Below are 20,626 nucleotides of genomic sequence, written 5' to 3'. Positions count from 1 at the left end.
TACATAGATTGGCCAAGGAGAGGGTGGATCCACATGAGCGCCTCCGGTACGGGGCCTAGTCTCGGGCGCATGCCGATCGATGAGAACGCCGCCGCAGCCTGGCTTCCCGACCCCGCCCGCTCGGTGGTCGCGGTCGTCCCGCCGGGCGCCGGCGACGGCCACTGGGCGGGTGCGCCCTGCGCGGTGGTCGCCGACGGGTTCGTCTACCTCGCCTACCGGCTGCGCAGGCCGGTCGGGGAAGGGCGCGGCCACGCCGTCGTAGTGGCGCGCTCCGCAGGCGGCGAGCGGTTCGAGACCCTGCTGACGATCACCAGGGACGAGATGGACGCCGAGTCCCTGGAGCGCCCGTGGCTGACGACGACGGAGGACGGGCGCTGGCGGCTCTACCTGAGCTGTGCCACCTACGGGAGCAAGCACTGGCGGGTGGAGGTGCTGGAGGCCGCGGCCCCGGCGGCCTTCGACCCCCGGCTGCGCGCCACGGTGCTGCCCGGCGACCCGAAGACCGGGGTCAAGGACCCGGTGATCGTCCGCCGGGGCGGCACGTGGCACCTGTGGGCCTCCTGCCACCCGCTGACCGGGCCGGGGGAGGAGGACCGGATGGTCACCGACTACGCCACCAGTGCCGACGGCCTGGCCTGGACCTGGCACGGCACCGCGCTGACCGGCCGTCCCGGCTGCTGGGACGCGCGCGGCGTCCGGGTGAGCGCGGTGCGTTTCACCGATGACGGCGTGCTCGCCTTCTACGACGGGAGGGCGAGCGCGGCGGAGAACTACGAGGAGCGCACCGGCGTCGCGGCCGGGACGGACCCGGCGGCGCTCACCCCGCTCGGGTCCGAGCCGTTCGCCGCCTCGCCGTACGCGGGCGGCGGGCTCCGCTACCTGGACGTGGTCGACCTGCCGGACGGCGGCGTCCGCCTCTACTACGAGTACACCCGCTCCGACGGGGCGCACGAGCTGCGCACCGAGCTGCGGCGCTGACCGGCGTGGCACCGGCCCATGATCAGCCGATCACCGGGCGGCCGTTGCGGGCCTGGCGCTGGCCGTCCGGCCGCACGCCGACCTGCCCGCCCGAACGCTCCCTGGGCCGCACCCAGTCGCCGAAGTCCTCGCCGGTGACGCGCTGCAGCAGCTCGATGTCGTCGGCGAAGCGCGGGATGAGCTGCTGCCGCTGCTCCCAGGTCAGCGGGCGGCGGGCGGCGGACCGCCGTTGCAGCAGGTGCTCCACCGGCTCCGTCAGCGCCCGCGCCAGCCCGTAGGGGAGCGCGCGGCCGGTGCGGGCCAGCGCCCGCAGGGCCGCGGAGAGCAGCAGGTGCCTGCCGCCCGCGTCCGGGTGCGCGGTCACGTTCTCCCTCGGCGCCTCGGTCAGCAGGCCCTGCTCCACGCCGAGGAAGGCGCAGATGCGGTCCAGCGTGTGCGCCGGCCGGTCGACCAGGTCGCGGTAGCGGAAGACCAGCACCTGCTCGCGCGGGAACAGGGTGAACAGGTGGGCGAGCTGCTCGCCGTACCTGCCCAGCCGGACGTAGTGCCAGAAGTGTGCCCAGCCGTCCGCGACGCGCCGCTCCTCGGCGGCGCACGCGCGCACCACGTCGCCGATCGGCTCCAGCCCCGCTGACCACAGGTGGGTCCAGTTGGAGTGCGCCCGCTCCACCGGGTCGCGCAGGATCGCGATGAGCCGCGCGTGCGGGATCGCCGCGTGGATGCGGCGCTGCGCGTCCAGGTCGTAGAGGTAGAAGGGGGTCGCCTCGCCGCGCGCCGCGCCCGGCGGCGCGGCGGCGAACAGCGCCTCGTAGTCGGCTCTGCGCCACACGTGCTCCCGGTAGGTCTGCTGGTCGCCGGGCCCGCCGCGGTCCGGCGGCGGGCCGTCCGTGAGGAAGAACTTGGGTTCCTTCACGGGCGGCAGGTAGAGCCCGGGGTGCTCGCGGAGCGCGGCGTGCAGGGCGGTGGTCCCGGCCTTCGGGGCGCCGATCACCAGGAAGTCCGGCAGGGGCATCGTCATCGTCCTTCCGTCGGTAACCTTATTTTCCTACCAAAAGTATGGGATAATCTAGCCGTGAGCCTGGATGAGATGCGCCCGCAGAGAACCAGGGCCGACTCCCCGCTGACCGCCGCCATCTCGGCGGGCCGGTGGATCCGTTCCGCCGCCGTGGACGACGACCACGGCAGGCACTGGCTGGCCAACCCCGACGCGCGCGGCAGATCGGCCGTCACCCCGGAGCCGTCCTCCCTCTATTCGGGAGCGGCCGGCATCGTGCTGTTCTTCCTGGAGCTGGCCGCCGCCACCGGGCACGAGGCGTACCTGGAGGACGCCCGGGCCGGCGCCCGCAGGCTCGCCGCCACCTGGCGCGAGCAGCGCGACCCCACCCTGTACCACGGGCTGACCGGCACCATGGTCGCGCTCATGGAGGCCGGGTGGGCGCTCGGTGACGACCTGTTCGAGGTGGAGGCGGCGGCCATCGCCGACGAACTCGTCCGCAGAGGGCGCGAAGGCGGCGACGGCGTCGGCTGGTCCCGCGAGCCGGCCCAGCGCGGCGACGGCGGCATCGTCCTCGGCCTGCTGCGCGCCGCCGCCCACTTCGGCGCGCCCGCGTACGAGGAGGCGGCCGTCGAGGCCGGGCTGCGCATCGCCGCGCTGCCCGTGCCGGGCCACCGCTTCGGCGACTGCGCCGACCTGCCGCTGGACGCGGTCACGCCGGGCTTCCTGGCCGGCACCGCGGGCACCGCCTTCCTGCTCGCCCGCCTGTACGGGGTGACGGGGGAGGAGGTCTTCCTCCGGGCCGCGCGCCGGGGCGCCGGCTTCGTCCGCGAGCTCAGCGTCGTGACCGGTCAGTGCGCGGTCGTCCCGCACCACGTGCCGCAGGCCAGGCAGCTGCACTACCTCGGCTTCTGCTCGGGGTCGGCCGGCGTGGCGCGGATGTTCTACGAGCTGCACCGGGTGGACGGCGACCCGGGCGACCTGGAGTGGGTGGAGCGGCTCGCGAACGGCGTGGTACGGAGCGGAGTGCCGCGCCGCCGCACCGACGGGTACTGGAACGTGGCCTGCCAGTGCTGCGGCACGGCGGGCCTGGTCGAGCTCTTCGTCGGCCTGTGGGCGGCGACCGGGCGGCGCGCGCACCTGACCTTCGCCCGCTCGCTGGCCGACGACCTGATCAGCCGGGCCACCGACCACGACGGGCGGGGCTACCGCTGGTATCAGGCCTACCGGCGGCTGCGGCCCGCCGAGGTGACGGCCGACACCGGTTACCTGGTCGGCGGGGCCGGCATCGGGGCCGCGCTGCTCCATCTGGACGCCGTCGAGCACGCGCGGCGCGTCATCCTCCTCCCCGACAACCCGTTCCCCGCCATCCCGGTGCCGCCCGCGGCCCTATAGCTTCTATTCCATGTATTTCAGATAGGAATAACTCATGCCAGAGCACGACTACCCCGGCGACGTCCACTGGTACGACCTGCCGGACGACGAAGTGGAGCTCGACGAGGCCCCCGCGCCCCGGAGCCGGCTGAGTCGCCTCATCCCCTGGAGGGCCGCATGAGCCTCGTCGTCCTGGTCGGCAACCCCCGGGAGGGCTCCCGTACGCGCGGCGTGGCCGTCGAGGCCGCGCTGGCGGTCGGCGAGCGGGTCGAGCTGCCGGCGCCGCACGACGTCATCGACCTGGCGGCCCTCGGTCCACACCTGCTGTCGCCGATCCCGTCGGCCGACGTGGAGGTGGCGCTGGAACTGGTCACGGAGGCGAGCGTGCTGGTGGTGGCCAGTCCCACCTACAAGGGCACCTACACCGGCCTGCTCAAGGCGTTCCTGGACCGGCTCCCGCCCCGGGCCCTGGCCGGCACGGTCGCGCTGCCGCTGCTGGTCATGGGGGATCCGGCCCACTCGCTGGCGGTGGAGGTCCACCTGCGGCCGCTGCTGGTGGAGCTGGGCGCCACCGTGCCGACCCCCGGCCTGGCCGTGCTGGAGTCCCGGCTGCCCGATCTTCCGGAGATCCTCGCGGGCTGGGCGGAGCGGGTCGCCCCCCAAGCCAGTATCCAGTCCAAGAAAGTAGGGATTTAGGGCTTGACCGAGCCCCGTCCCTGCTTCAGGATTAACCCTACAAGTTAAGTAGGATTTATCGGAAAGGGTCGATCGTGCGAGCACTCCTCCTGCTCGGGCTGGTCGGTTTCGCCGCCCAGCTCGTCGACGGAAGCCTGGGCATGGCCTATGGCGTCACCTCCACCACACTGCTTCTGGCGATCGGCACCAACCCCGCCGCGGCCTCGGCGACCGTGCACCTGGCCGAGATCGGCACCACGCTGGCCTCGGGCATCTCCCATTGGCGCTTCGGCAACATCGACTGGAAGGTCGTCGGCAAGATCGGCGTACCGGGCGCGATCGGCGCGTTCGCCGGCGCGACGTTCCTGTCCAGCCTCTCGACCGAGGTGGCGGCCCCGGTCATGTCGCTCATCCTGCTGACCCTGGGCGTCTACATCCTGGTCCGCTTCACCGCCTACGGGCTGCCTCGGGGCAACCTGGGCAAGCCGCTGCGCAAGCGGTTCCTGGCCCCGCTCGGACTGGTCGCCGGGTTCGTGGACTCGACCGGTGGCGGCGGCTGGGGCCCGGTGGGCACCCCCGCCATCCTGGCCAGCGGCCGGCTGGCGCCGCGCAAGGTGATCGGGTCGATCGACGCCTCGGAGTTCCTGGTGGCGATCGCGGCCAGCGTGGGCTTCCTCGTCGGCATCGGCTCGGAGAACATCGACTTCGCCTGGGTGGCCGTGCTGCTGGCCGGCGGCGTGATCGCCGCGCCGATCGCCGCGTGGCTGGTCCGCCACATCCCGCCGCGCATCCTCGGCTCGGCGGTGGGCGGCCTCATCATCCTGACCAACGTGCGCACGCTGCTGCGCAGCGACTGGATCGACGCCTCCGGCGGCGTGCAGACCGTCGCCTACCTGGCCATCGCCATCCTCTGGGCCGGCGCGATCACCTACTCGGTGCGCGAGTACCGCAAGGACAAGGCCAACGAGTCGGTCGACGCGTACGAGGCCGAGCTCCGCAAGGAGGAGCCCACCGCCTCCGCCTGACCCACCGGACCGCCCGCAGGGCCCGGCCCCCGCCTCCGGGAGCCGGGCCCTTTCCGACCAGCACGGGAATCCATGAGAATCTCCGCACGCACCCAGTACGCCCTCGCCGCCATGATCGCCCTCGCGGAGGCCGGCGGCCCGGTGCACGCCGAGCGGGTCGCCGACTCGCAGGAGATCCCCCGCAGGTTCTGCGACAACATCCTGCTCCAGCTGCGCCGCGCCGGCCTGCTGCACAGCCAGCGCGGGCCCGACGGCGGCTACTGGCTCGCCCGGCCCGCCGCCGAGATCTCCCTGGCCGACGTCATCCGCGTGACCGAGGGGGTCGAGCAGGCCACCCGGCAGTTCCCCCGGGCGGCCGCGCCCCTGGACGCGATCTGGGCCCGCCTGCGCGACCACGAGAACTCCCTGCTCAGCGAGGTCACCCTCGCGGACGTCATGTCCCGGTCCGCGCCTTCCTAGAGCATCCACGCCCACTTACCCGGGGGCACCCCCATGGTTATTTCATGCTTTTCCAGTAGGTTATACTTGATTTTATCCCGTTTCGTTCCCTCGAAGGGCGATTTCCCCATGTCACGATCCAGACTGCGATCCACAGCCGTGGCCGGCGCCGCCATGCTCGCCGTCGTGGGGCTGCTCGGCGCCTGTGGCGGTGCGGGCCCCGCCGGGGCGGCCAGGGCGGCGGGCGAGCCGGTCTACGGCGGCACCCTCACCTACCTGGAGCACCAGCCGCCGACCTGCCTCTACCTGCCGGCCGCGGGCTTCTATCCCAACGGCGGCATCCTCAACCAGATCACCGACAAGCTCACCTGGCAGAACCCGGAAACCCTGGAGATCGAGCCGTGGATCGCCACCAGGTGGGAGGTCAGCGAGGACGCCACCTCCTACACCTTCCACCTGCGCGACGGCGTGACGTTCAGCGACGGCACCCCGCTCGACGCGGAGGCCGTCGCGGCCAACTTCGACGTGTACGGCCTCGGCGACGAGAAGCTGAAGCTCCCGGTGGCCGAGTTCGTCAACAACTACGAACGCAGCGAGGTCGTCGACCGGCTGACCGTGCGGTTCCACTTCGCCAAGCCCTCGCCCGGCTTCCTGCAGGGCACCTCCGTCATCGGCGCGGGCCTGGTCTCCAAGAAGACCATCTCGCTGCCGTACGAGGAGCAGTGCCAGCTCAAGAACATCGCCGGCTCCGGCCCCTTCACCGTCAAGCACCAGGTCGTCGACAAGGAGGTGCACCTGGCCGCCCGCGAGGACTACGACTGGGCGCCGCCCTCCTCCGAGCACCAGGGCCGGGCGTACCTGGACGAGATCAAGATAATCGTGACGCCGGAGGACAACGTACGCGTCGGCGCCCTCACCTCCGGGCAGGCCGACTTCGTGCGATACGTCCAGGCGTACGACGAGGAGACCGTCAAGAGCGCCGGCTTCACCATCTACGCCGAGCCCACCAGAGGCGTCAACAACGGCCTCTACCTGCGGCCGGGCAACAGCATCCTGAAGGACCCCGACGTCCGCCAGGCCCTGCTGGCGGGCACCGACGCCCGCGAGGTCGTCGACACCCTGTTCACGCCGAGCTACCCGGTCGCCACCTCGGTGCTCAGCCAACTCGCCCAGGGCTACGTGGACCTGTCGCCGCGGCTCGCCCACGACCCGGACAAGGCCAACGCGCTGCTCGACAAGGCCGGCTGGGCCCGCGGCGCCGACGGCGTCCGCGAGAAGGACGGCAGGAAGCTGCGGCTCGGCGTCTTCGTCGCCGGCCCGCAGCCGCTGTCGAAGCAGACGCTGGAGCTGATCGGCCAGCAGTGGGCCGAGCTCGGGGTCAAGCTGGAGATCCGCCCCGCCGACGCCGGCACCCAGGCCGTCGACATCAAGGACGCCGAGAAGACGCCCCTGCAGCACTCCATGGTGGGCCGCGCCGACCAGGACGTCATCAAGAGCCACTTCCACAGCGAGAACCGCGACGCCATCCTGTCCGACGACGAGAAGCTCGACCGGCTGCTGGCCGAGCAGTCCGCCGAGCCCGACGTCGCCGCGCGCAACGCCAAGGTCGGCGAGATCCAGCGTTACGTGATCGACCAGGCCTACGCCATCCCCCTGTTCGAGGAGCCGCAGGTCTACGGCGGCGCCCCGCACGTGCACGGGATCGCCTTCGAGGCCGTGGCCAGGCCCTGGTTCTACGCGACCTGGAAAAGCTAGATGACCAGATACGTCCTGTTCAGGGCAGGTCAGGCGGTCCTCGTGCTGTGGGCGGCCTTCACCGCCGCGTACGTCCTGCTGCGGCTGCTGCCCGGCGACTCCATCCTGATCAAGTTCCAGAACCCCGAACTGGGGCTGTCGCCGCAGCAGATCGCGGAGATCCGCGCCCACTACGACGGCGGCGCCTCCGCCCTGGCGACCTATCTCGACACCCTGTCCGGCTTCCTGCGCGGCAGCCTCGGCTACTCGATCGACACCGGCACGCCGGTGACCGAGCGGCTGGCCGAGGCGCTGCCGGAGACGGCCAAACTCGCCTCGGCCGGATTCGGGCTGGCGGTGCTCATCGCGGTCGCCATCGCCTTCGGGGCCGCCTCCAGCAGGTCCTCGTGGATCAGGGGCGCGCTGCTGTCGGTGCCGGCGCTGTTCGTGTCCGTGCCGGTGTTCTGGCTGGGCATCCTGCTCATCCAGGTGTTCTCGTTCCGGCTGGGCCTGGTGCCCGTCATCGGCGGCAGCGCGGCCCAGCAGCTCATCCTGCCGGTGCTGACCCTCGCGGTGCCCATCTCGGCGCCGATCGCCCAGGTGCTCGCCCGCGCCGTCGACCAGGTCAGGGCCCAGCCGTTCGTGCCCGTGGTGGCGGCCAAGGGCGCCTCGCGGCAGTGGATCCTGTGGCGGCACGTCGCACGCAACGCGACGCTGCCCGCCCTCACCATGGCGGGGCTCGTCTTCGGCGAGCTCATCGCCGGCTCCGTCGTCACCGAGACGGTGTTCGGCCGCAACGGCATCGGCCGGCTCACCGAGCAGGCCGTCAACGCGCAGGACACGCCGGTGATGCTCGCCGTCGTGGTGCTCGCCGCCGTCGTGTTCGTGCTCGTCAACCTGGTCGTCGACCTGCTCTACCCGGTGCTCGACCCGCGGCTGAAGGCGGCGCCGTGAACCGCGTCGGCCTCGGGCTCGCCGCCGCCTGGCTGGTGATCGCCGTCGCGCTGCTCTGGGCCGTCGTCCCGGGGCTGTTCACCGGCTACGACCCGATCGCGGGCGTGCCGGCCGAGAAGCTGCGGCCGCCGGGCGGACCGCACCTGTTCGGCACCGACCCGGTGGGCCGTGACCTGCTCGCCCGCGTGGTGCACGGCTCGGCGCACTCGCTGTCGGGAGCGTTCACCGCCGTCGCCGTCGGCCTCCTGCTCGGCACCCTGCTCGGGGTGCTGGCCGGCTCGGCCGGCGGGCTGGCCGACGACGCCATCATGCGGCTGGTCGACGTCCTGCTGTCGGTGCCGGGCCTGCTCCTGGCGCTCACGGTGATCATCCTGCTCGGTCCCGGCACGGTCAACGTGGCCGTCGCGGTCGGCGTCGGATCGGTCGCGGCCTTCGCCCGCCTCACCCGGTCCGAGGTGGTACGGGTGCGCCGCACCGACTATGTGGAGGCCGCGTTCGGCAGCGGCGGACGCTACCCGGCCGTGCTCTGGCGGCACGTGCTGCCCAACTCGCTCGGGCCGGTCGTCGCCCTGGCCGCGCTGCAGTTCGGCCTGGCCATCCTCGCCATCTCCACGCTCGGCTTCCTCGGCTACGGCGCCGAGCCGCCCACCCCCGAATGGGGGCTGCTCATCGCGGAAGGACGCAACTACCTGGCGACGTCGTGGTGGCTGACCACGCTGCCGGGCGCCGTCGTGGTCGCCGTCGTGCTTGCGGCCGGCCGGATCAGCCGCTCGATCGGAAAGGACACCCCATGAGCCTGCTCGACGTACGCGATCTCGCCGTCTCCTACGACGGGCGGCGCGCGGTGGAGGGCATCTCGTTCACCGTCGATCCGGGCGAGGTCGTGGCCCTCGTCGGCGAGTCGGGCTCCGGCAAGTCGACCACCGCGCACGCCGTCATCGGCCTGCTGCCCGGCAACGCCACCGTCGACCGGGGGCGGATCCTGCTCGGCGACGCCGACCTGGCGACCTGGTCCGCGCGGCGGATGGAGGCGCTGCGCGGCGCCCAGATCGGCCTGGTGCCGCAGGACCCGGCCAACTCGCTGAACCCCGTGAAGACCATCGGCGCCCAGGTCGGCGAGGTCATGCGCATCCACGGACGGGGAGACCGGCGGGAGATCCGGCGGCAGGTCGTCGAGCTGCTCACCCGCGTCGGCCTGCCCGACCCCGAGACGCGGGCCCGCCAGTACCCGCACGAGCTGTCCGGCGGCATGCGCCAGCGGGTGCTCATCGCCATCGCGATCGCCCTGCGGCCCCGGCTCGTCATCGCCGACGAGCCGACCAGCGCGCTGGACGCCACCGTGCAGCGGCGCATCCTGGACCTCGTCGACGACCTGCGCGCCGAGTTCGGCACGGCCGTGCTGCTGGTGACGCACGACCTCGGCGTGGCCGCCTCCCGCTCCGACCGGCTCGTCGTGATGAGGGCCGGCCGCGTCGAGGAGCAGGGCCCCACGGCCGCCGTCCTCGCCGCCCCCGAGGCCGCGTACACGGCGAAGCTCCTGCGGGACGCGCCCGCCCTGTCCGTACGCGAGTACCGCGAGGCGGAGCCGGCCCCCCGCGAGCCCGCGATCGTGCTCCACGACCTGGTCAAGGAGTTCCGGCTCGGCCGGCGGCCGTTCCGCGCCGTGGACCGGGTCTCCTTCGAGGTGCCGCGCGGCACCACCCACGCGCTGGTGGGGGAGTCCGGCTCCGGCAAGACCACCACGGCGCGCATGGTGGTGCGCTTCACCGAGCCCACCTCCGGCACCGTGACGATCCCCGGAGCCGGCGAGGGCCGCCGGTCCCGCCGCCACGTGCAGCTCGTCCACCAGAACCCGTACGGCTCGCTCGACCCGCGCCAGTCCGTGGCCGAGATCGTCGCCGAGCCGCTGCGCAACTTCCGGCTCGGCGACCGCGCGGCCCGCGCTGCCCGGGTCGCCGAGTTGCTGGACCGGGTGGCGCTGCCGCGCGACCTGGCCGGGCGCCGGCCCAGGGAACTGTCGGGCGGCCAGCGCCAGCGGGTCGCCATCGCCCGCGCGCTGGCCGTCGAACCCGGCGTGCTCGTCCTCGACGAGGCCGTCTCCGCCCTCGACGTCACCGTGCAGGCCCAGATCCTCGACCTGCTCGAACAGCTCCAGCGGGACCTGGGGCTGACCTACCTGTTCATCTCGCACGACCTCGCCGTCGTGCGGCAGATCTCGCACACCGTCTCCGTCATGAGCGAAGGACGAATCGTGGAATCAGGCACCACCCGGCAGGTCTTCACCGAGCCCGGCGACCCCTACACCCGTGAGCTGCTCGCCACGATCCCGGAGCCGGTGCGATGAGGCTCGGATTCTTCACCCGGCTGCTCGACGACGTGCCGCCGGGTGAGCGCTACCGGCTCGCCGCCGAGCAGATCCGGCACGCCGAGGCCGCCGGCTTCGACACCGCCTGGGTCGCCCAGCACCACTTCGACGGCGACGAGGGCGGCCTGCCCGCGCCCCTGGTCTTCCTCGGCCACGTGGCCGCCACTACTAGCCGCATCCGGCTCGGCACCGGCATCATCACGCTGCCGCTCGAACACCCGGTGCGGGTGGCCGAGGACACCGCCGTGCTCGACCAGCTGACCGGCGGCCGGCTCGAGGTCGGGGTGGGCAGCGGCGGCACGCCCGCGTCGTTCACCCCGTTCGGCCACGACAGCGCCGACCGGGCCGCCCTCTACGCCGAGCACCTCGCCGTGCTCATCGCCGCCTGGTCGGGCGCGGACCTGGGCGGCGGCAACCGGCTCTACCCGCCGGCGTCGCGACTGCCCGGCGCGGTCTGGGAGGCGACGTTCTCCGCCGCCGGCGGCGCCCGCGCGGGCCGGGCCGGGCACGGGCTCATGCTGTCGCGCACCCAGCCCAGGCCCGCCGACCGGCCGCAGGCGACCCTCGCGGAGATCCAGCGGCCCATCGTGGACGCCTACCACGACAACCTGCCGCCCGGCGCCGTCCCGCGGATCATGGCGTCACGGACCGCGTTCGTGGCCGACAGCAGGGCCGAGGCGCTGCGCTGGGCCGAACGCGGGCTCGGCCGCGGCAGGCTGCCCTTCGAGCTGCCGGACGGCGGCCTCGACACCCGGATCGCCGCCTTCGACGTGCACGTCGGCACCCCGCAGGACGTCATCGAAAGCCTGCGGGCCGACCCGACCCTCGACCGGGCGACCGACCTGGTCCTCCAGGTCCACTCGGTCGACCCGCCGCACCCTCTCATCCTCCGCTCCATCGAGCTCCTCGCGACCGAGGTCGCCCCGGCGCTCGGCTGGACCCCCGCCCAGGAAGCGAGCCGCACATGACCGCCGAACCACCCTTGAGCCCGCAGCCGCAGGTGAACACCGGGCCAAGCTTGAGCTTGGAGCCGCAGGTGACCATCGAGCCGCGCCTGAGCGGGGAGCCGCGCTTCGGCACAGAGCCACACATGATCACCGACGTCATCGACCATCTGGCCGGGGTCGCGCCCGGGTCGCCGCTCGACGGGCTGCGCCGTCGGCGGCCCGCCGCCCGTGAGCACGCCCAGCGCTCTTTCGACGCGTTGTTCGCGCCCGGCTCGGAGAGCGAGGTCAGGCTCGTCGAACGGGACGCGGTCGCGGCCTTCGTGGCCGGGCTGCACCGTGACGACCCCGCCGTCCGCTTCTACGCCGACCGGCTGGCCGAGCTGGCGCCTCGCCTGGCGGACACCGTACGGGCCGAGACCGCGGCCGGACTCACCACCGGACCGTACGGGATCGACCCCGCCCTGCCCGCCGACGGCGCCGAGGGACTCCGCTATCGCGTACGGAACCCCGGCGCGCTGGGTGTCCGCCTCACCGCGGCGTTCGAGCACACCCACCTGCTCGTGTTCCGGCCGCGCGAGGCGAGCCGGGAAGCTCTCGGCGCGCTGGAGAAGGCGGGCTGGAGCACCACCGGCATCGTGACACTCTCACAGCTCGTCGCCTTCCTCAGCTTCCAGATCCGGGTGGCGGCCGGGCTGCGTCTGCTCGGCCGTACGGAGGTGGCGGCGTGAGTGTCGTAACGAAGAACCGGGTCGATCGTGCGGGGGTGGCGGGCGTGGATGTCGTGACGCTGGAGCGGCTCGATCGTACGGAGGTGGCGGTATGAGCGGTTTCACGCTGGAGAGGCTCGGGTGGGCGCCGTGGCTGGCGCCGCTGAGCGCGGAGGAGCTGACCGACGAGCACCATGAGGCGCTGGTCGACCGGGCGCGCGCCGCGTCGCCGTACTTCCTGCTGCTCGCACGTGACCCGCACGTGCTGCAGGCGCGTACGCACACCGACAACGACATCTTCCACAACACCGACGGCGGGCTGCCGCGCGCCGAGCGTGAGCTGGCGGCCACCGCCACGTCGCGCCGCAACGGGTGCGTGTTCTGCGCGTCGGTGCACGCGCGGTTCGCCGCCCACTACGCCAAGCGGCCGGACGACGTGCGGCGGCTGCTCGACGAGGGCGTGCAAGCGCCGCAGGACGGCAGATGGCGGGCGATCATCGACGCCTCGGTGGCGGTCGCGGCCACCCCGGGCGAGTTCGACGTGGCCCACGTCGAGGCGCTGCGCGCGGCCGGCCTCGACGACCTGGCCATCAGCGACGTCATCCACGCCGCCGCGTTCTTCAACTGGGCCAACCGGCTCATGCTCTCGCTCGGCGAACCCGTCAAGGAGGACCGGTGACCATCGACCACCTCGTCTACGCGGTGCCCGACCTGAAGGAGGGCGTCGCCGCCTTCGCCGCGCTGACCGGCGTCGAACCGGTGGCGGGCGGCAGCCATCCCGGCGGCACGGCCAACCACCTCGTCGGCCTCGGCTCCGGCCGCTACCTGGAGATCATCGGCCCCGACCCGGACCGGCCGGGCGCCCGGCCGCGCGCGTTCGGCCTGGAGAACCTGCGTGAACCCCGCCTGGCCGCCTGGGCGATCAGGCCGGACGACCTCGACGAGGCCGTCCGGAGGGCGCGCGAGAAGGGCTACGACCCCGGCGAGGTCCAGCCGCTGTCCCGGCGCACCCCCGGCGGCGTCCTGCTGGAGTGGCGGCTCACCAGGCGGGACGTTCCGGCGGCGGTCAGGCCGGTGCCGTTCCTCATCGACTGGGGCGGCACCCCGCACCCGGCGGACTCCGGGCTGCCACAGCTGGAGCTGGAATCCCTGACCGCCTCCCACCCCGACCCGGACGCCCTCCGCCGCGACCTGGCCGCCGTCGGCGCCCCGCTCGACGTCGCACAAGGCCCCGAGCCCGCGCTCCGCGCCGTCCTCACCACCCCGCTCGGCCCCATCACCCTGCACTGAACCGGAAACGAGAGCATGAGCACCCTTCGCGAGTACCTGTCCCAGAAGCGCGCCGCCCTGCTGGCCCGCCGCGCCGCCCCGGCCGGCGGCCCGGTGCCCCTCCACGCGCATGTCACGGCCGAGGGCCGGAGCGGCGTGCGGCGCATCCGCATCCGCGACCACCGGATCCTCAGCGACAGCGGCCCCGACTTCGCCGGCTACGACCTCGGCCCCGGGTCACCGGAGCTGCAGGCGGGCGTGCTGGGCAGTTGCGTCACGCACATCTTCCTGATCAAGGCAGCCGAGCTGGAAGTGCCTCTGGACGCCCTGGAGGTGGACGTACGGGCCTCGTACGATCCCAGAGCCCAGCAACCGGGCGAGAGCGGCGTCCCGGTCCACCCGTACGACTTCCGCTACGAGGTGCTGATCGACTCGCCCGCCTCCGACGAGGAACTGGGCCGGCTGCACGCCGAGGTTGAGCGCGTGTGCCCCATACTCAACCTGCTCCGCGCCCCACAGCAGATCACCGGCACGATCGTACGATCACACCCCACCGCGGCGGCATGACCATCTCCCGATCGCCTCACCCAGACGGCACGCGACCGTGAGACCGGCACCCGCGCACCCCGAGCGCTGACCACGCCCCCGGAGCACCTGCCGGTCCAGAGGACCAGACGCGTTCCCGAACGCGACCGCGCCTGCTGATCCCGAGGATCAGGCGCGCCCCTTAGCGCGACCGCGCCTCCAGTCGCGCCTGCTGATCTGAGGGCTAAGGCGCGTTTCCGAGCATCACCGCGCCTGCGGAAGCGCTTGCTGGCCCCGAAGGTCCGGCGCGCCCGGCCCGGGCCGAGCGTTCGCAAGCGCTCGCGGACGTCCCCCGCTCGATCTGCCTCGCCTGCGGGAGAGCCTGCCTGTCACGAGGACCAGGCGTGCTCCTGAGTGCCACCACGCCTCCAGGCGCCTGTTGATCCAGAGGATCAGGCGCGTCCGGCCTGGGCCGAGCCCTCACGGGTGCTCGCGGACGCCGCCCGCTCGGTCTGCCTTCTCAGATCTCCTGTGCCAGTTTGTGGCTGTCGTAGGGCCCGATCGAGGTTCCGGTGTGTGCGGGTGTTTGTGGCTGTGGTGGGGCTCGCTCGAACTGTCCCCGCAGATGCCCGGCGACGGTAGGGGGTCACGATGGGGCTGGCGGATGGGGTTCGGGTGGTTGGAGGCGGTTGCGGATCTCGGTCACCTGCCGGGGTTCGGCGATCCCGTCCCATGGCGCGAGAGCCGCCAGGCCCGCCGCGCGGTGCGTCGCCGCCTCGGCGCGGCAGAGGGCGGCCAGTTGCAGGTGGGCGAGTGCCGTGGTGAGGCCTTCCGGTGGCAGTCGCGGCTCGGCTTCCCGCAGGAGCGCGACCGCTTCCCGTTCCAGCGCGGCCGCCTGGGCCGGCAGGGCGGACGCCTCCTCCAGCACCGCCACGGCCTCACGTTCCAGCCGCGCCGCCCGGTCCGGGTGCGCCGCCGCCTCCCGTCTGAGCCGCGCCGCCTCTCCGGCCAGCGCCGCGGCCCGGTCCGGGAGGGCGGCCGCTTCCGCCGCACAGGCCGTCGCCCGCTGCACCCGGCAGCGGGCCCGGCCGATGTCGTCCGCGGTCCGCTCGTACAGCCGCTCGGACTCCTTCCAGTGCTTCATGGCGTCCCGAGCGTGGTCCAGCTGCCAGTGGGCGAGCCCCAGCAGCTCGTGGGCGTGCGCCCGCGTGCGCTCGTCGGCGCTCTGCTCGGCCTGGTGCAGCGCCTCGAACAGGACGGCCCGCGCGTCCGCGTACAGGCGCCGCGCCTCACCGCCGTCCAGCGGCTGGGCGCGGCGCATGAGCAGCGCGGCCACGTTGACCAGCCTGATCGCGTGGCCGGCCGTGTCACCGTGGGCGAGCGCCTGACCGTACTGGACCAGGGCGGACTCCACGGCGGTGAACTCGTCGCCGGAGGCGAGCAGGATCGTCGCGTGCGTCAGGTGCAGCTCGGGCGGCCACGCCTCGACCGCGCCCCACGCCGCCGCGGCCCGGTTGAAGTGCTGGCGCGCCTTCTCCGGATTGCCGAGCGTGATCAGCGCCTTCGCCTGGCGCAGCTCGGCCGCCGCCCGTACGCGCTCGTCGCCCAGCTCCCACGCCGCCCAGGCGAGCAGGGCGGCGGCCCGCAGCCGGTCCTCGTGCCGCTGCTCCAGCGCGAACCAGGCCTCCAGCGCCGCGCCGATGCGGCCGAGCGCGCGTGCGGTCTTGCGTACGGGCTGCTCGCGGGCCAGCACCTGCAGCAGCACCCGGTCCTCGGCGGCGAACCAGGCGCCCGCGCCCGGATCGTCGGGCAGCAGGGAGGCGTACGCCTCGGCCTGGGCGGCGAAGTGCTCGACCAGCCGCCGCCAGGCCGCGTCGTCGGCCGAGCCGCTGTCGTGGAACGCGCCGATCACCCGGACGCGCGTCATGCGCACGTTCTCCACCAGGCCGCGCCCGGACAGCTCGGCGATGGCGTCGTCCGCGGACGGCACGCCGAGCAGGGCGGCCGCCGCCCGGTGGTCGACCTCGGCCACCGGCAGGCCCGCCAGCAGCACGAACAGCCGCTTGGCGGCCGGGTCCACCCCCTGCATGCTGCGCTGGAGCACGAACCCCAGCCTCTCGTCCACCGGCAGCCGGCTCAGGTCGTCGACCAGGGCGGCGAGCGTCACGCCCGGGTTCCGCTCCAGCCACCGGCCGAGCTTGACGATCTCGGCGGGGCTGCGCACGCACGCCTCCACCAGTGACCGCAGCGCCAGGGGGTCGCCGGTCACCCGGTCGTCGCGGACCTGCGCGGCCAGCAGCGCCTCCCCGTCCTCCGCAGAGAGCGGGCCCACCTGGACCGGTTTGATGTGCTGGGGCAGCTCTCCGGCCAGCTCGCCCGCGATCACGATGTGCGCGTCCGGCACCCGGGGCGGCAGCCACGCGACCTGGCTCCAGGTGCTCACGTTGTCGAGCAGCAGCACCCGGTCCCTGCCGGAGAGCGCCTCCTTGATCAGCGGCGCGGCGTCGTGCGGCTCCTGGATCAGGCCGGGCTGGCTGCCGAGCGCGCGCAGCACCCGCTGGGCCACGCTCAGCTCGGTCTCCGGCCGGTCCCGGTCGGGGCCGCGCACGTCCACGTACCGCTGCCGGCTCTCCTCCGGGGCCAGCTCCCAGGCGGCGTGCACGGCCAGCGTGGACGTGCCGGTGCCGGTCCCGCCCTGCACCACCACGACGCCGCTGTCGTGCGACCGGTCCACCACCTCGCGCACCTTGTCCCCCCGCCCGAGCAGCGGCTCCACCCGGTCAGGGAAGGACATCTGCCCGCCGACGGGCAGCGGCGGCGGCGTCTCGCGGGCGCGCAGGCGCCGGGTGAGGTGCGTGCCGAGCCCCGCCACGACGGGCGCGACGATCGCGAGCGGGATGAGCAGCGGCGCGGGGAGCACCGCCACCACGGCGTCGATCGCCTTCCCGCGTAACTCGTCCTGCAGGAGGAGCACCAGCTCACCGGCCGTCACCAGCCCGGACAGGCCGAGCTCGGGCAGGTGCGCCCGCGCCTGCCGGGAGGTGCGGTCCAGCCAGAAGCGCAGCCGCTCCTTACGCGACATCCCGGTCATGCGCGCACCCCGCCCGTCAGCCCGCGGTACAACAGGCGCCTGGTGACGATCACCAGGGCCACCGGCACGGCGGTCGCGATCACCGACTGGGCCGCCAGCGTCCCTGCCGTGCTCATGAAGTGGCGATTCTGCTCCAGCAGGATCAGCGGCAGATGGTCGCCCGCCGGCCAGTTGAGCAGCAGCCCGACCAGCGTGTCGTTCCACACCAGCACGAACGCCAGCACCCCGGCCAGCACCACCGACGGAGACCCCTCGCGCACCGCGTGCACGAGCGCCCACCGGTGCCGGGCCATCACCGGCGCCCGCACCCGCGCGAACCCCCGGTGCAGCACCAGCACGGCCAGCGGGATGACCAGCGCCGCGTGCACGGTGACCAGCGCCAGGGTGGAGCCGACCAGCCGGCTGAGGGACTCCTGCAGCGGCACCGCGAACGCCTGCGGCGGCAGCGCCGCCAGCGCCACCGCCACCAGGAGCACCGGGCGCCAGGCCCTGCGGGGCACCAGGTGCTCCTGCGCGAGCACGTACGCGGCCGGGACCGCGGCCAGCAGCACCAGCGCGACCACCACCACGGTGCGCACCAGCGTCGTCAGCAGGGCGCCGGTGAACCCGCTGTCGGCGAGCGCGTCCCCGTACGAGCGGAGGTCGGCCTGGATGTGCCACCATCCCGACACGGCCGCCGCCTCCGGAGCGCGCAGCGAGGTGAGCACGAGCACGACGAACGGCAGCAGCCAGAGCGCCGCCAGCGGCCCCATCAGCAGCCGCCGGCGCGAGCGCCGCCCGTGCGGGACGGCCCGCTGTTCCGGCCAGGTCACCTGCCGGCGCAGCCCGGCCAGCGCGGGCAGCGCGAGCAGCCCGACCAGCACCGACAGCAGCACGGCGAGCGCGGCGGCGGGCCCGGTGCCCAGGTCGCTGTGGTGCCGCCACCAGAACTGACCGCCGGGCTCCACCCACGGCTGCATCGAGCCCGGCGCCCCCATCAGCACCAGGTCGAACACCCGGGCCGCGGCCACCACCGCCAGCAGGTACGCCAGCGACGCCGCCCCGGCCAGCGACGGCAGCACGATCGACCAGATCTGGCGGCGCCGCTCCAGGCCGAACGCCTGCGCCATCCGCAGCAGGCTCGCCGGCATCCTGGCCAGCGCCTCGTGGAAGACCAGGAACGCCACCCCCGACCACTGCCACAAGAACGCCAGCCCCAGCACCAGCCAGATCCAGCCGAGCCCGAGGAAGGCCACGTCGGCGCCGAACGCCGCCAGCACCGCGTTGACCGCGCCCCGCTGCGGGTTGGTGTCGAACAGCAGGCGGAAGATCGCGCCGGTGGTGAGCGGCGAGACCACCGCCGGCAGCACCAGGACGACGCGGAGCACGCCGCCGAGCCGTCGGCCGACGTCACGTGCCAGCCAGGCGAGCCCGAACCCGGCGGCGCACACCAGCACGGCCAGCCCCAGCCACACCAGCGAGTTGCCGAGCGCCCGCAGCACGTCGGGGTCGGTGAGCACCCGGTAGTGGCCGAGCCCGTCCGACAGGCTGATCAGCACCGTGGCGGCCAGCGGCGCGAGCAGCACCCCCGCCGCGAGCAGGACCGCCAGGAGCAGGTAGCGGGCCGCCCGCCAGCGGCCGATCCCGTGCTGGGCGGCCGGGGCCCGGGTGTCGTGGTGCGGCGCCACCTCGTACAGGAACGCGTCCTCGCTCACGCCGCCCCCTTGCGGGCCGTCGCCACCAGCCGGGCGGCCGCCGCGGCGGCGGCCGCCGCCGGACGCTCCCGCGTCACGGTCGCCGCGGTGAACAGGTCGGTGAGTATCAGCCACAGCCCTCGCCCGTCGCCCCCGGCGAGCGGGCCGGTCAGCCGGTCGGACAGGTCGTACCGGGCGTTCCGCGCCTGGACGAGCTCGCCCGCGGGTCCCCGGAGCCCCGGCGGGGACACCTCCGGCGGGATGTGCGGAGCGAGGAACCCGCCCTCGCCGGCCCACGCCTCCAGCGCAGCGGGCCGTTCGGGGCCCGTCAGCCAGGTGACGAACGCGGCCGCGTCCGGGTCGCCCGCGTTCAGCGCGAGCGCCACGTCCCCGCCCACGACCAGCGGCGGCCCGGCGGCGGCCGAGGCGGCGGGGAAGCGGAAGTGCGCGGCCGTCACGCCCGCCGCGCCGTAGCGGGCGATGACGGGCCAGGCGAAGTCGGGCGCGGCCACCAGATCGGCGGTGCGGTAGGTGAACACGTCCAGGATCGAGTCGTGGAACTGCAGGGTCAGCGCCCGGCGGCCCTGCTCCGCGGTCATGCCGGCCTGCCAGACGGCCGCCAGCAGCTCCAGCGCCTCCGCCACCTCGGCGGACCCCCACAGCTCCGCCTGGGAGCCGAGCCCGGGGTACGTGCCGGGGCTGCGGGCCAGCAGCACGTTCTCGAACCAGTCGCTGAGCATCCACCCGTCGGCCGCGCCGATCGACAGCGTGCCCCGGGGCCGCGTCCACGCGTCGAGCGTCTCGGGAAGCGGGAGACCGTGGTCGTCGCGGTGCCAGACCAGCGACTTGTGCGCGATCTTGAACCAGGCGCCGAGCACCCGGCCCGGCACCGGCGACACCAGCCGCCGCCAGAACTCCGGCTGGGGCGGCGGGTCCTCCAGGGGCCTGATCCCGGCCCGGATCCCCGGCTCGTACAGCATGCCGAGCCGGGGGATGACGGCCACGTCCGGCGCGACCTCCGTCGACGGCCCGCGCAGCAGGGCGGCGATGTTGTCGCCCGCCGAGTAGACGGTGACCGTCCGGTGCGGGTAGTCGCGCGCCACGGTGAGGAACCGGCGTAACTCGTCGCCGCTCCACACCACCGCGACCCGCAGCGGCCTGGTCCCGGCGCACCCGGCGGCCAGCCCGGCGGCGGGGATCGCCGCGAGGAACCGTCTACGGCTGAGCACCCGCCACCTCCTCGTCGGTCACGTCCCAGTCGGTGACATCCCAGAACAGCGTGGGAGGCGCGAGGCTCGCCACGCGGGTGCGGTCGTCGGTGATCACCAGCACCGCCAGCCCGGGGTCGGCGCTCAGCGCGGCGCTCACCGCCGCGTGGCACGGCCCGAACCCGGTACGGTCCTCGATCACCACCACCTTGACCGGGCGGTGCCGGCACAGCACCCGGGTCAGCGCGACGGCCAGCCGCTCGTCGTGCGCCAGCTCGTGCGGCCGGGCGTGCAGGAATCCCTCGATCTGCGTCCGCCTGGCCATGTACGCGACCCGGCCCTGGACCCGGGCGCTGGCCCGCTCGTCGAAGGAGGTGAGCACGAGGTTCTTCTCGACGGTCAGGTGGGGGAGCAGCCCCGCGCCGGCGGGCACCAGCCCGATCTCGCGCTCCCACGTCGCCTGCGTGACCTGCTCGCCGCCGATGGTGATCACGCCGTCGTGGCCCCAGGACAGGCCGAGCAGGAAGTCGGCGACCAGGTCGGCCTCCTCGGCGTCGTGCGCGACGAGCACCGCCGTCTGCCCGGACCGCACGGCCAGCGGGTCGGGCGTCAGGCCGCGCGGCCGGCCGTCGGCCTCCCAGTGAAGACCTTTCACCCGTACGAGCGGCT

20 protein-coding genes are annotated in these 20,626 nt (G+C 73.8%); 15 read left to right on the top strand and 5 right to left on the bottom strand.

Going from position 1 to position 20,626, the window contains the following annotated elements; genetic code table 11:
• Positions 1-69: 69 nt before the first annotated feature.
• Positions 70-978 (top strand): glycoside hydrolase family protein, encoded by a 909-nt coding sequence (locus ABD999_RS36465; protein ID WP_271278877.1) that lies wholly within the window; start codon positions 70-72, stop codon positions 976-978.
• Between the two features lie 22 nt (positions 979-1,000).
• Here the strand turns inward: ABD999_RS36465 and ABD999_RS36460 are convergent, their stop codons facing one another.
• Positions 1,001-1,996: a sulfotransferase family protein gene (locus tag ABD999_RS36460; RefSeq protein WP_261808530.1), complete on the bottom strand. Its 996-nt coding sequence runs from the start codon at positions 1,994-1,996 to the stop codon at positions 1,001-1,003.
• A gap of 54 nt (positions 1,997-2,050) precedes the next feature.
• Between ABD999_RS36460 and ABD999_RS36455 the strand changes: the two genes are divergently transcribed.
• The 14 genes from ABD999_RS36455 (at position 2,051) to ABD999_RS36390 (ending at position 14,027) form a co-directional block, all read left to right on the top strand.
• Positions 2,051-3,367 carry a lanthionine synthetase LanC family protein gene (locus ABD999_RS36455; RefSeq protein ID WP_271278876.1) on the top strand — a complete coding sequence of 439 codons (1,317 nt, stop codon included), beginning with the start codon at positions 2,051-2,053 and terminating at the stop codon, positions 3,365-3,367.
• 34 nt (positions 3,368-3,401) lie between these two features.
• On the top strand, positions 3,402-3,527 hold the full coding sequence (locus tag ABD999_RS36450) for a hypothetical protein (protein ID WP_271278875.1): 126 nt from the start codon (positions 3,402-3,404) through the stop codon (positions 3,525-3,527).
• Positions 3,524-4,042 carry an NADPH-dependent FMN reductase gene (locus ABD999_RS36445; protein WP_271278874.1) on the top strand — a complete coding sequence of 173 codons (519 nt, stop codon included), beginning with the start codon at positions 3,524-3,526 and terminating at the stop codon, positions 4,040-4,042. Before ABD999_RS36450 ends, ABD999_RS36445 begins: the two co-directional genes overlap by 4 nt.
• A gap of 74 nt (positions 4,043-4,116) precedes the next feature.
• Positions 4,117-5,046, top strand: a complete 930-nt coding sequence (locus tag ABD999_RS36440) for a sulfite exporter TauE/SafE family protein (protein ID WP_148031489.1) — start codon at positions 4,117-4,119, stop codon at positions 5,044-5,046.
• A gap of 72 nt (positions 5,047-5,118) precedes the next feature.
• Positions 5,119-5,505, top strand: a complete 387-nt coding sequence (locus ABD999_RS36435) for an RrF2 family transcriptional regulator (RefSeq protein WP_271278873.1) — start codon at positions 5,119-5,121, stop codon at positions 5,503-5,505.
• Positions 5,506-5,613: 108 nt separating this feature from the next.
• Positions 5,614-7,239 (top strand): TIGR04028 family ABC transporter substrate-binding protein, encoded by a 1,626-nt coding sequence (locus ABD999_RS36430; protein ID WP_271278872.1) that lies wholly within the window; start codon positions 5,614-5,616, stop codon positions 7,237-7,239.
• A complete protein-coding gene (locus ABD999_RS36425) occupies positions 7,240-8,172 on the top strand; it encodes an ABC transporter permease (protein ID WP_271278871.1) in 933 nt (310 codons plus the stop codon). It abuts the gene before it with no gap.
• Complete coding sequence (locus ABD999_RS36420; protein WP_271278870.1) at positions 8,169-8,966, top strand: ABC transporter permease; 798 nt, start codon at positions 8,169-8,171, stop codon at positions 8,964-8,966. The genes ABD999_RS36425 and ABD999_RS36420 overlap by 4 nt, the downstream gene beginning before the upstream one ends.
• Positions 8,963-10,516, top strand: coding sequence for a dipeptide ABC transporter ATP-binding protein (locus ABD999_RS36415; RefSeq protein ID WP_271278869.1), 1,554 nt, complete (start codon positions 8,963-8,965; stop codon positions 10,514-10,516). The genes ABD999_RS36420 and ABD999_RS36415 overlap by 4 nt, the downstream gene beginning before the upstream one ends.
• Complete coding sequence (locus ABD999_RS36410; RefSeq protein ID WP_271278868.1) at positions 10,513-11,505, top strand: putative FMN-dependent luciferase-like monooxygenase; 993 nt, start codon at positions 10,513-10,515, stop codon at positions 11,503-11,505. Before ABD999_RS36415 ends, ABD999_RS36410 begins: the two co-directional genes overlap by 4 nt.
• Before the next feature lie 68 nt (positions 11,506-11,573).
• Complete coding sequence (locus ABD999_RS36405) at positions 11,574-12,212, top strand: CMD domain protein (protein ID WP_271278867.1); 639 nt, start codon at positions 11,574-11,576, stop codon at positions 12,210-12,212.
• 91 nt (positions 12,213-12,303) lie between these two features.
• Positions 12,304-12,870 carry an alkylhydroperoxidase domain protein gene (locus ABD999_RS36400; protein ID WP_271278866.1) on the top strand — a complete coding sequence of 189 codons (567 nt, stop codon included), beginning with the start codon at positions 12,304-12,306 and terminating at the stop codon, positions 12,868-12,870.
• Positions 12,867-13,481: a VOC family protein gene (locus ABD999_RS36395; RefSeq protein WP_271278865.1), complete on the top strand. Its 615-nt coding sequence runs from the start codon at positions 12,867-12,869 to the stop codon at positions 13,479-13,481. Before ABD999_RS36400 ends, ABD999_RS36395 begins: the two co-directional genes overlap by 4 nt.
• 15 nt (positions 13,482-13,496) lie before the next feature.
• A complete protein-coding gene (locus ABD999_RS36390) occupies positions 13,497-14,027 on the top strand; it encodes an OsmC family protein (protein WP_271278864.1) in 531 nt (176 codons plus the stop codon).
• Positions 14,028-14,631: 604 nt separating this feature from the next.
• Here ABD999_RS36390 and ABD999_RS36385 read toward each other — a convergent pair.
• From ABD999_RS36385 to ABD999_RS36370, 4 genes are read right to left on the bottom strand one after another with little or no spacing between them, the layout of a single operon-like run.
• Entirely contained in the window at positions 14,632-17,076 is a 2,445-nt protein-coding gene (locus tag ABD999_RS36385; RefSeq protein ID WP_271278863.1) for a hypothetical protein, read from the bottom strand.
• Positions 17,073-18,770, bottom strand: coding sequence for an ABC transporter permease subunit (locus tag ABD999_RS36380; protein WP_271278862.1), 1,698 nt, complete (start codon positions 18,768-18,770; stop codon positions 17,073-17,075). Before ABD999_RS36380 ends, ABD999_RS36385 begins: the two co-directional genes overlap by 4 nt.
• Positions 18,767-19,978 carry a hypothetical protein gene (locus tag ABD999_RS36375; protein WP_271278861.1) on the bottom strand — a complete coding sequence of 404 codons (1,212 nt, stop codon included), beginning with the start codon at positions 19,976-19,978 and terminating at the stop codon, positions 18,767-18,769. Before ABD999_RS36375 ends, ABD999_RS36380 begins: the two co-directional genes overlap by 4 nt.
• Positions 19,965-20,612 carry an ATP-binding cassette domain-containing protein gene (locus ABD999_RS36370; protein WP_271278860.1) on the bottom strand — a complete coding sequence of 216 codons (648 nt, stop codon included), beginning with the start codon at positions 20,610-20,612 and terminating at the stop codon, positions 19,965-19,967. The genes ABD999_RS36375 and ABD999_RS36370 overlap by 14 nt, the downstream gene beginning before the upstream one ends.
• Between the last annotated feature and the right edge of the window lie 14 nt (positions 20,613-20,626).

Origin of the sequence: Nonomuraea ferruginea, from assembly GCF_039540635.1 — a bacterium.
Classification (GTDB): domain Bacteria; phylum Actinomycetota; class Actinomycetes; order Streptosporangiales; family Streptosporangiaceae; genus Nonomuraea; species Nonomuraea ferruginea.
The sequence above is the reverse complement of the archived record's forward strand: the minus strand, read 5'-3'. Positions and strand labels throughout refer to the sequence as shown.

Excerpts from the sequence above, each read along its gene's own strand:
- ABD999_RS36450 (WP_271278875.1), top strand. The coding sequence starts at position 3,402 with ATGCCAGAGCACGACTACCCCGGCGACGTCCACTGGTACGACCTGCCG.
- ABD999_RS36410 (WP_271278868.1), top strand. The coding sequence starts at position 10,513 with ATGAGGCTCGGATTCTTCACCCGGCTGCTCGACGACGTGCCGCCGGGT.
- ABD999_RS36400 (WP_271278866.1), top strand. The coding sequence starts at position 12,304 with ATGAGCGGTTTCACGCTGGAGAGGCTCGGGTGGGCGCCGTGGCTGGCG.
- ABD999_RS36460 (WP_261808530.1), bottom strand. The coding sequence starts at position 1,996 with ATGACGATGCCCCTGCCGGACTTCCTGGTGATCGGCGCCCCGAAGGCC.
- ABD999_RS36425 (WP_271278871.1), top strand. The coding sequence starts at position 7,240 with ATGACCAGATACGTCCTGTTCAGGGCAGGTCAGGCGGTCCTCGTGCTG.
- ABD999_RS36385 (WP_271278863.1), bottom strand. The coding sequence starts at position 17,076 with ATGACCGGGATGTCGCGTAAGGAGCGGCTGCGCTTCTGGCTGGACCGC.
- ABD999_RS36435 (WP_271278873.1), top strand. The coding sequence starts at position 5,119 with ATGAGAATCTCCGCACGCACCCAGTACGCCCTCGCCGCCATGATCGCC.
- ABD999_RS36465 (WP_271278877.1), top strand. The coding sequence starts at position 70 with ATGCCGATCGATGAGAACGCCGCCGCAGCCTGGCTTCCCGACCCCGCC.
- ABD999_RS36415 (WP_271278869.1), top strand. The coding sequence starts at position 8,963 with ATGAGCCTGCTCGACGTACGCGATCTCGCCGTCTCCTACGACGGGCGG.
- ABD999_RS36445 (WP_271278874.1), top strand. The coding sequence starts at position 3,524 with ATGAGCCTCGTCGTCCTGGTCGGCAACCCCCGGGAGGGCTCCCGTACG.
- ABD999_RS36430 (WP_271278872.1), top strand. The coding sequence starts at position 5,614 with ATGTCACGATCCAGACTGCGATCCACAGCCGTGGCCGGCGCCGCCATG.
- ABD999_RS36390 (WP_271278864.1), top strand. The coding sequence starts at position 13,497 with ATGAGCACCCTTCGCGAGTACCTGTCCCAGAAGCGCGCCGCCCTGCTG.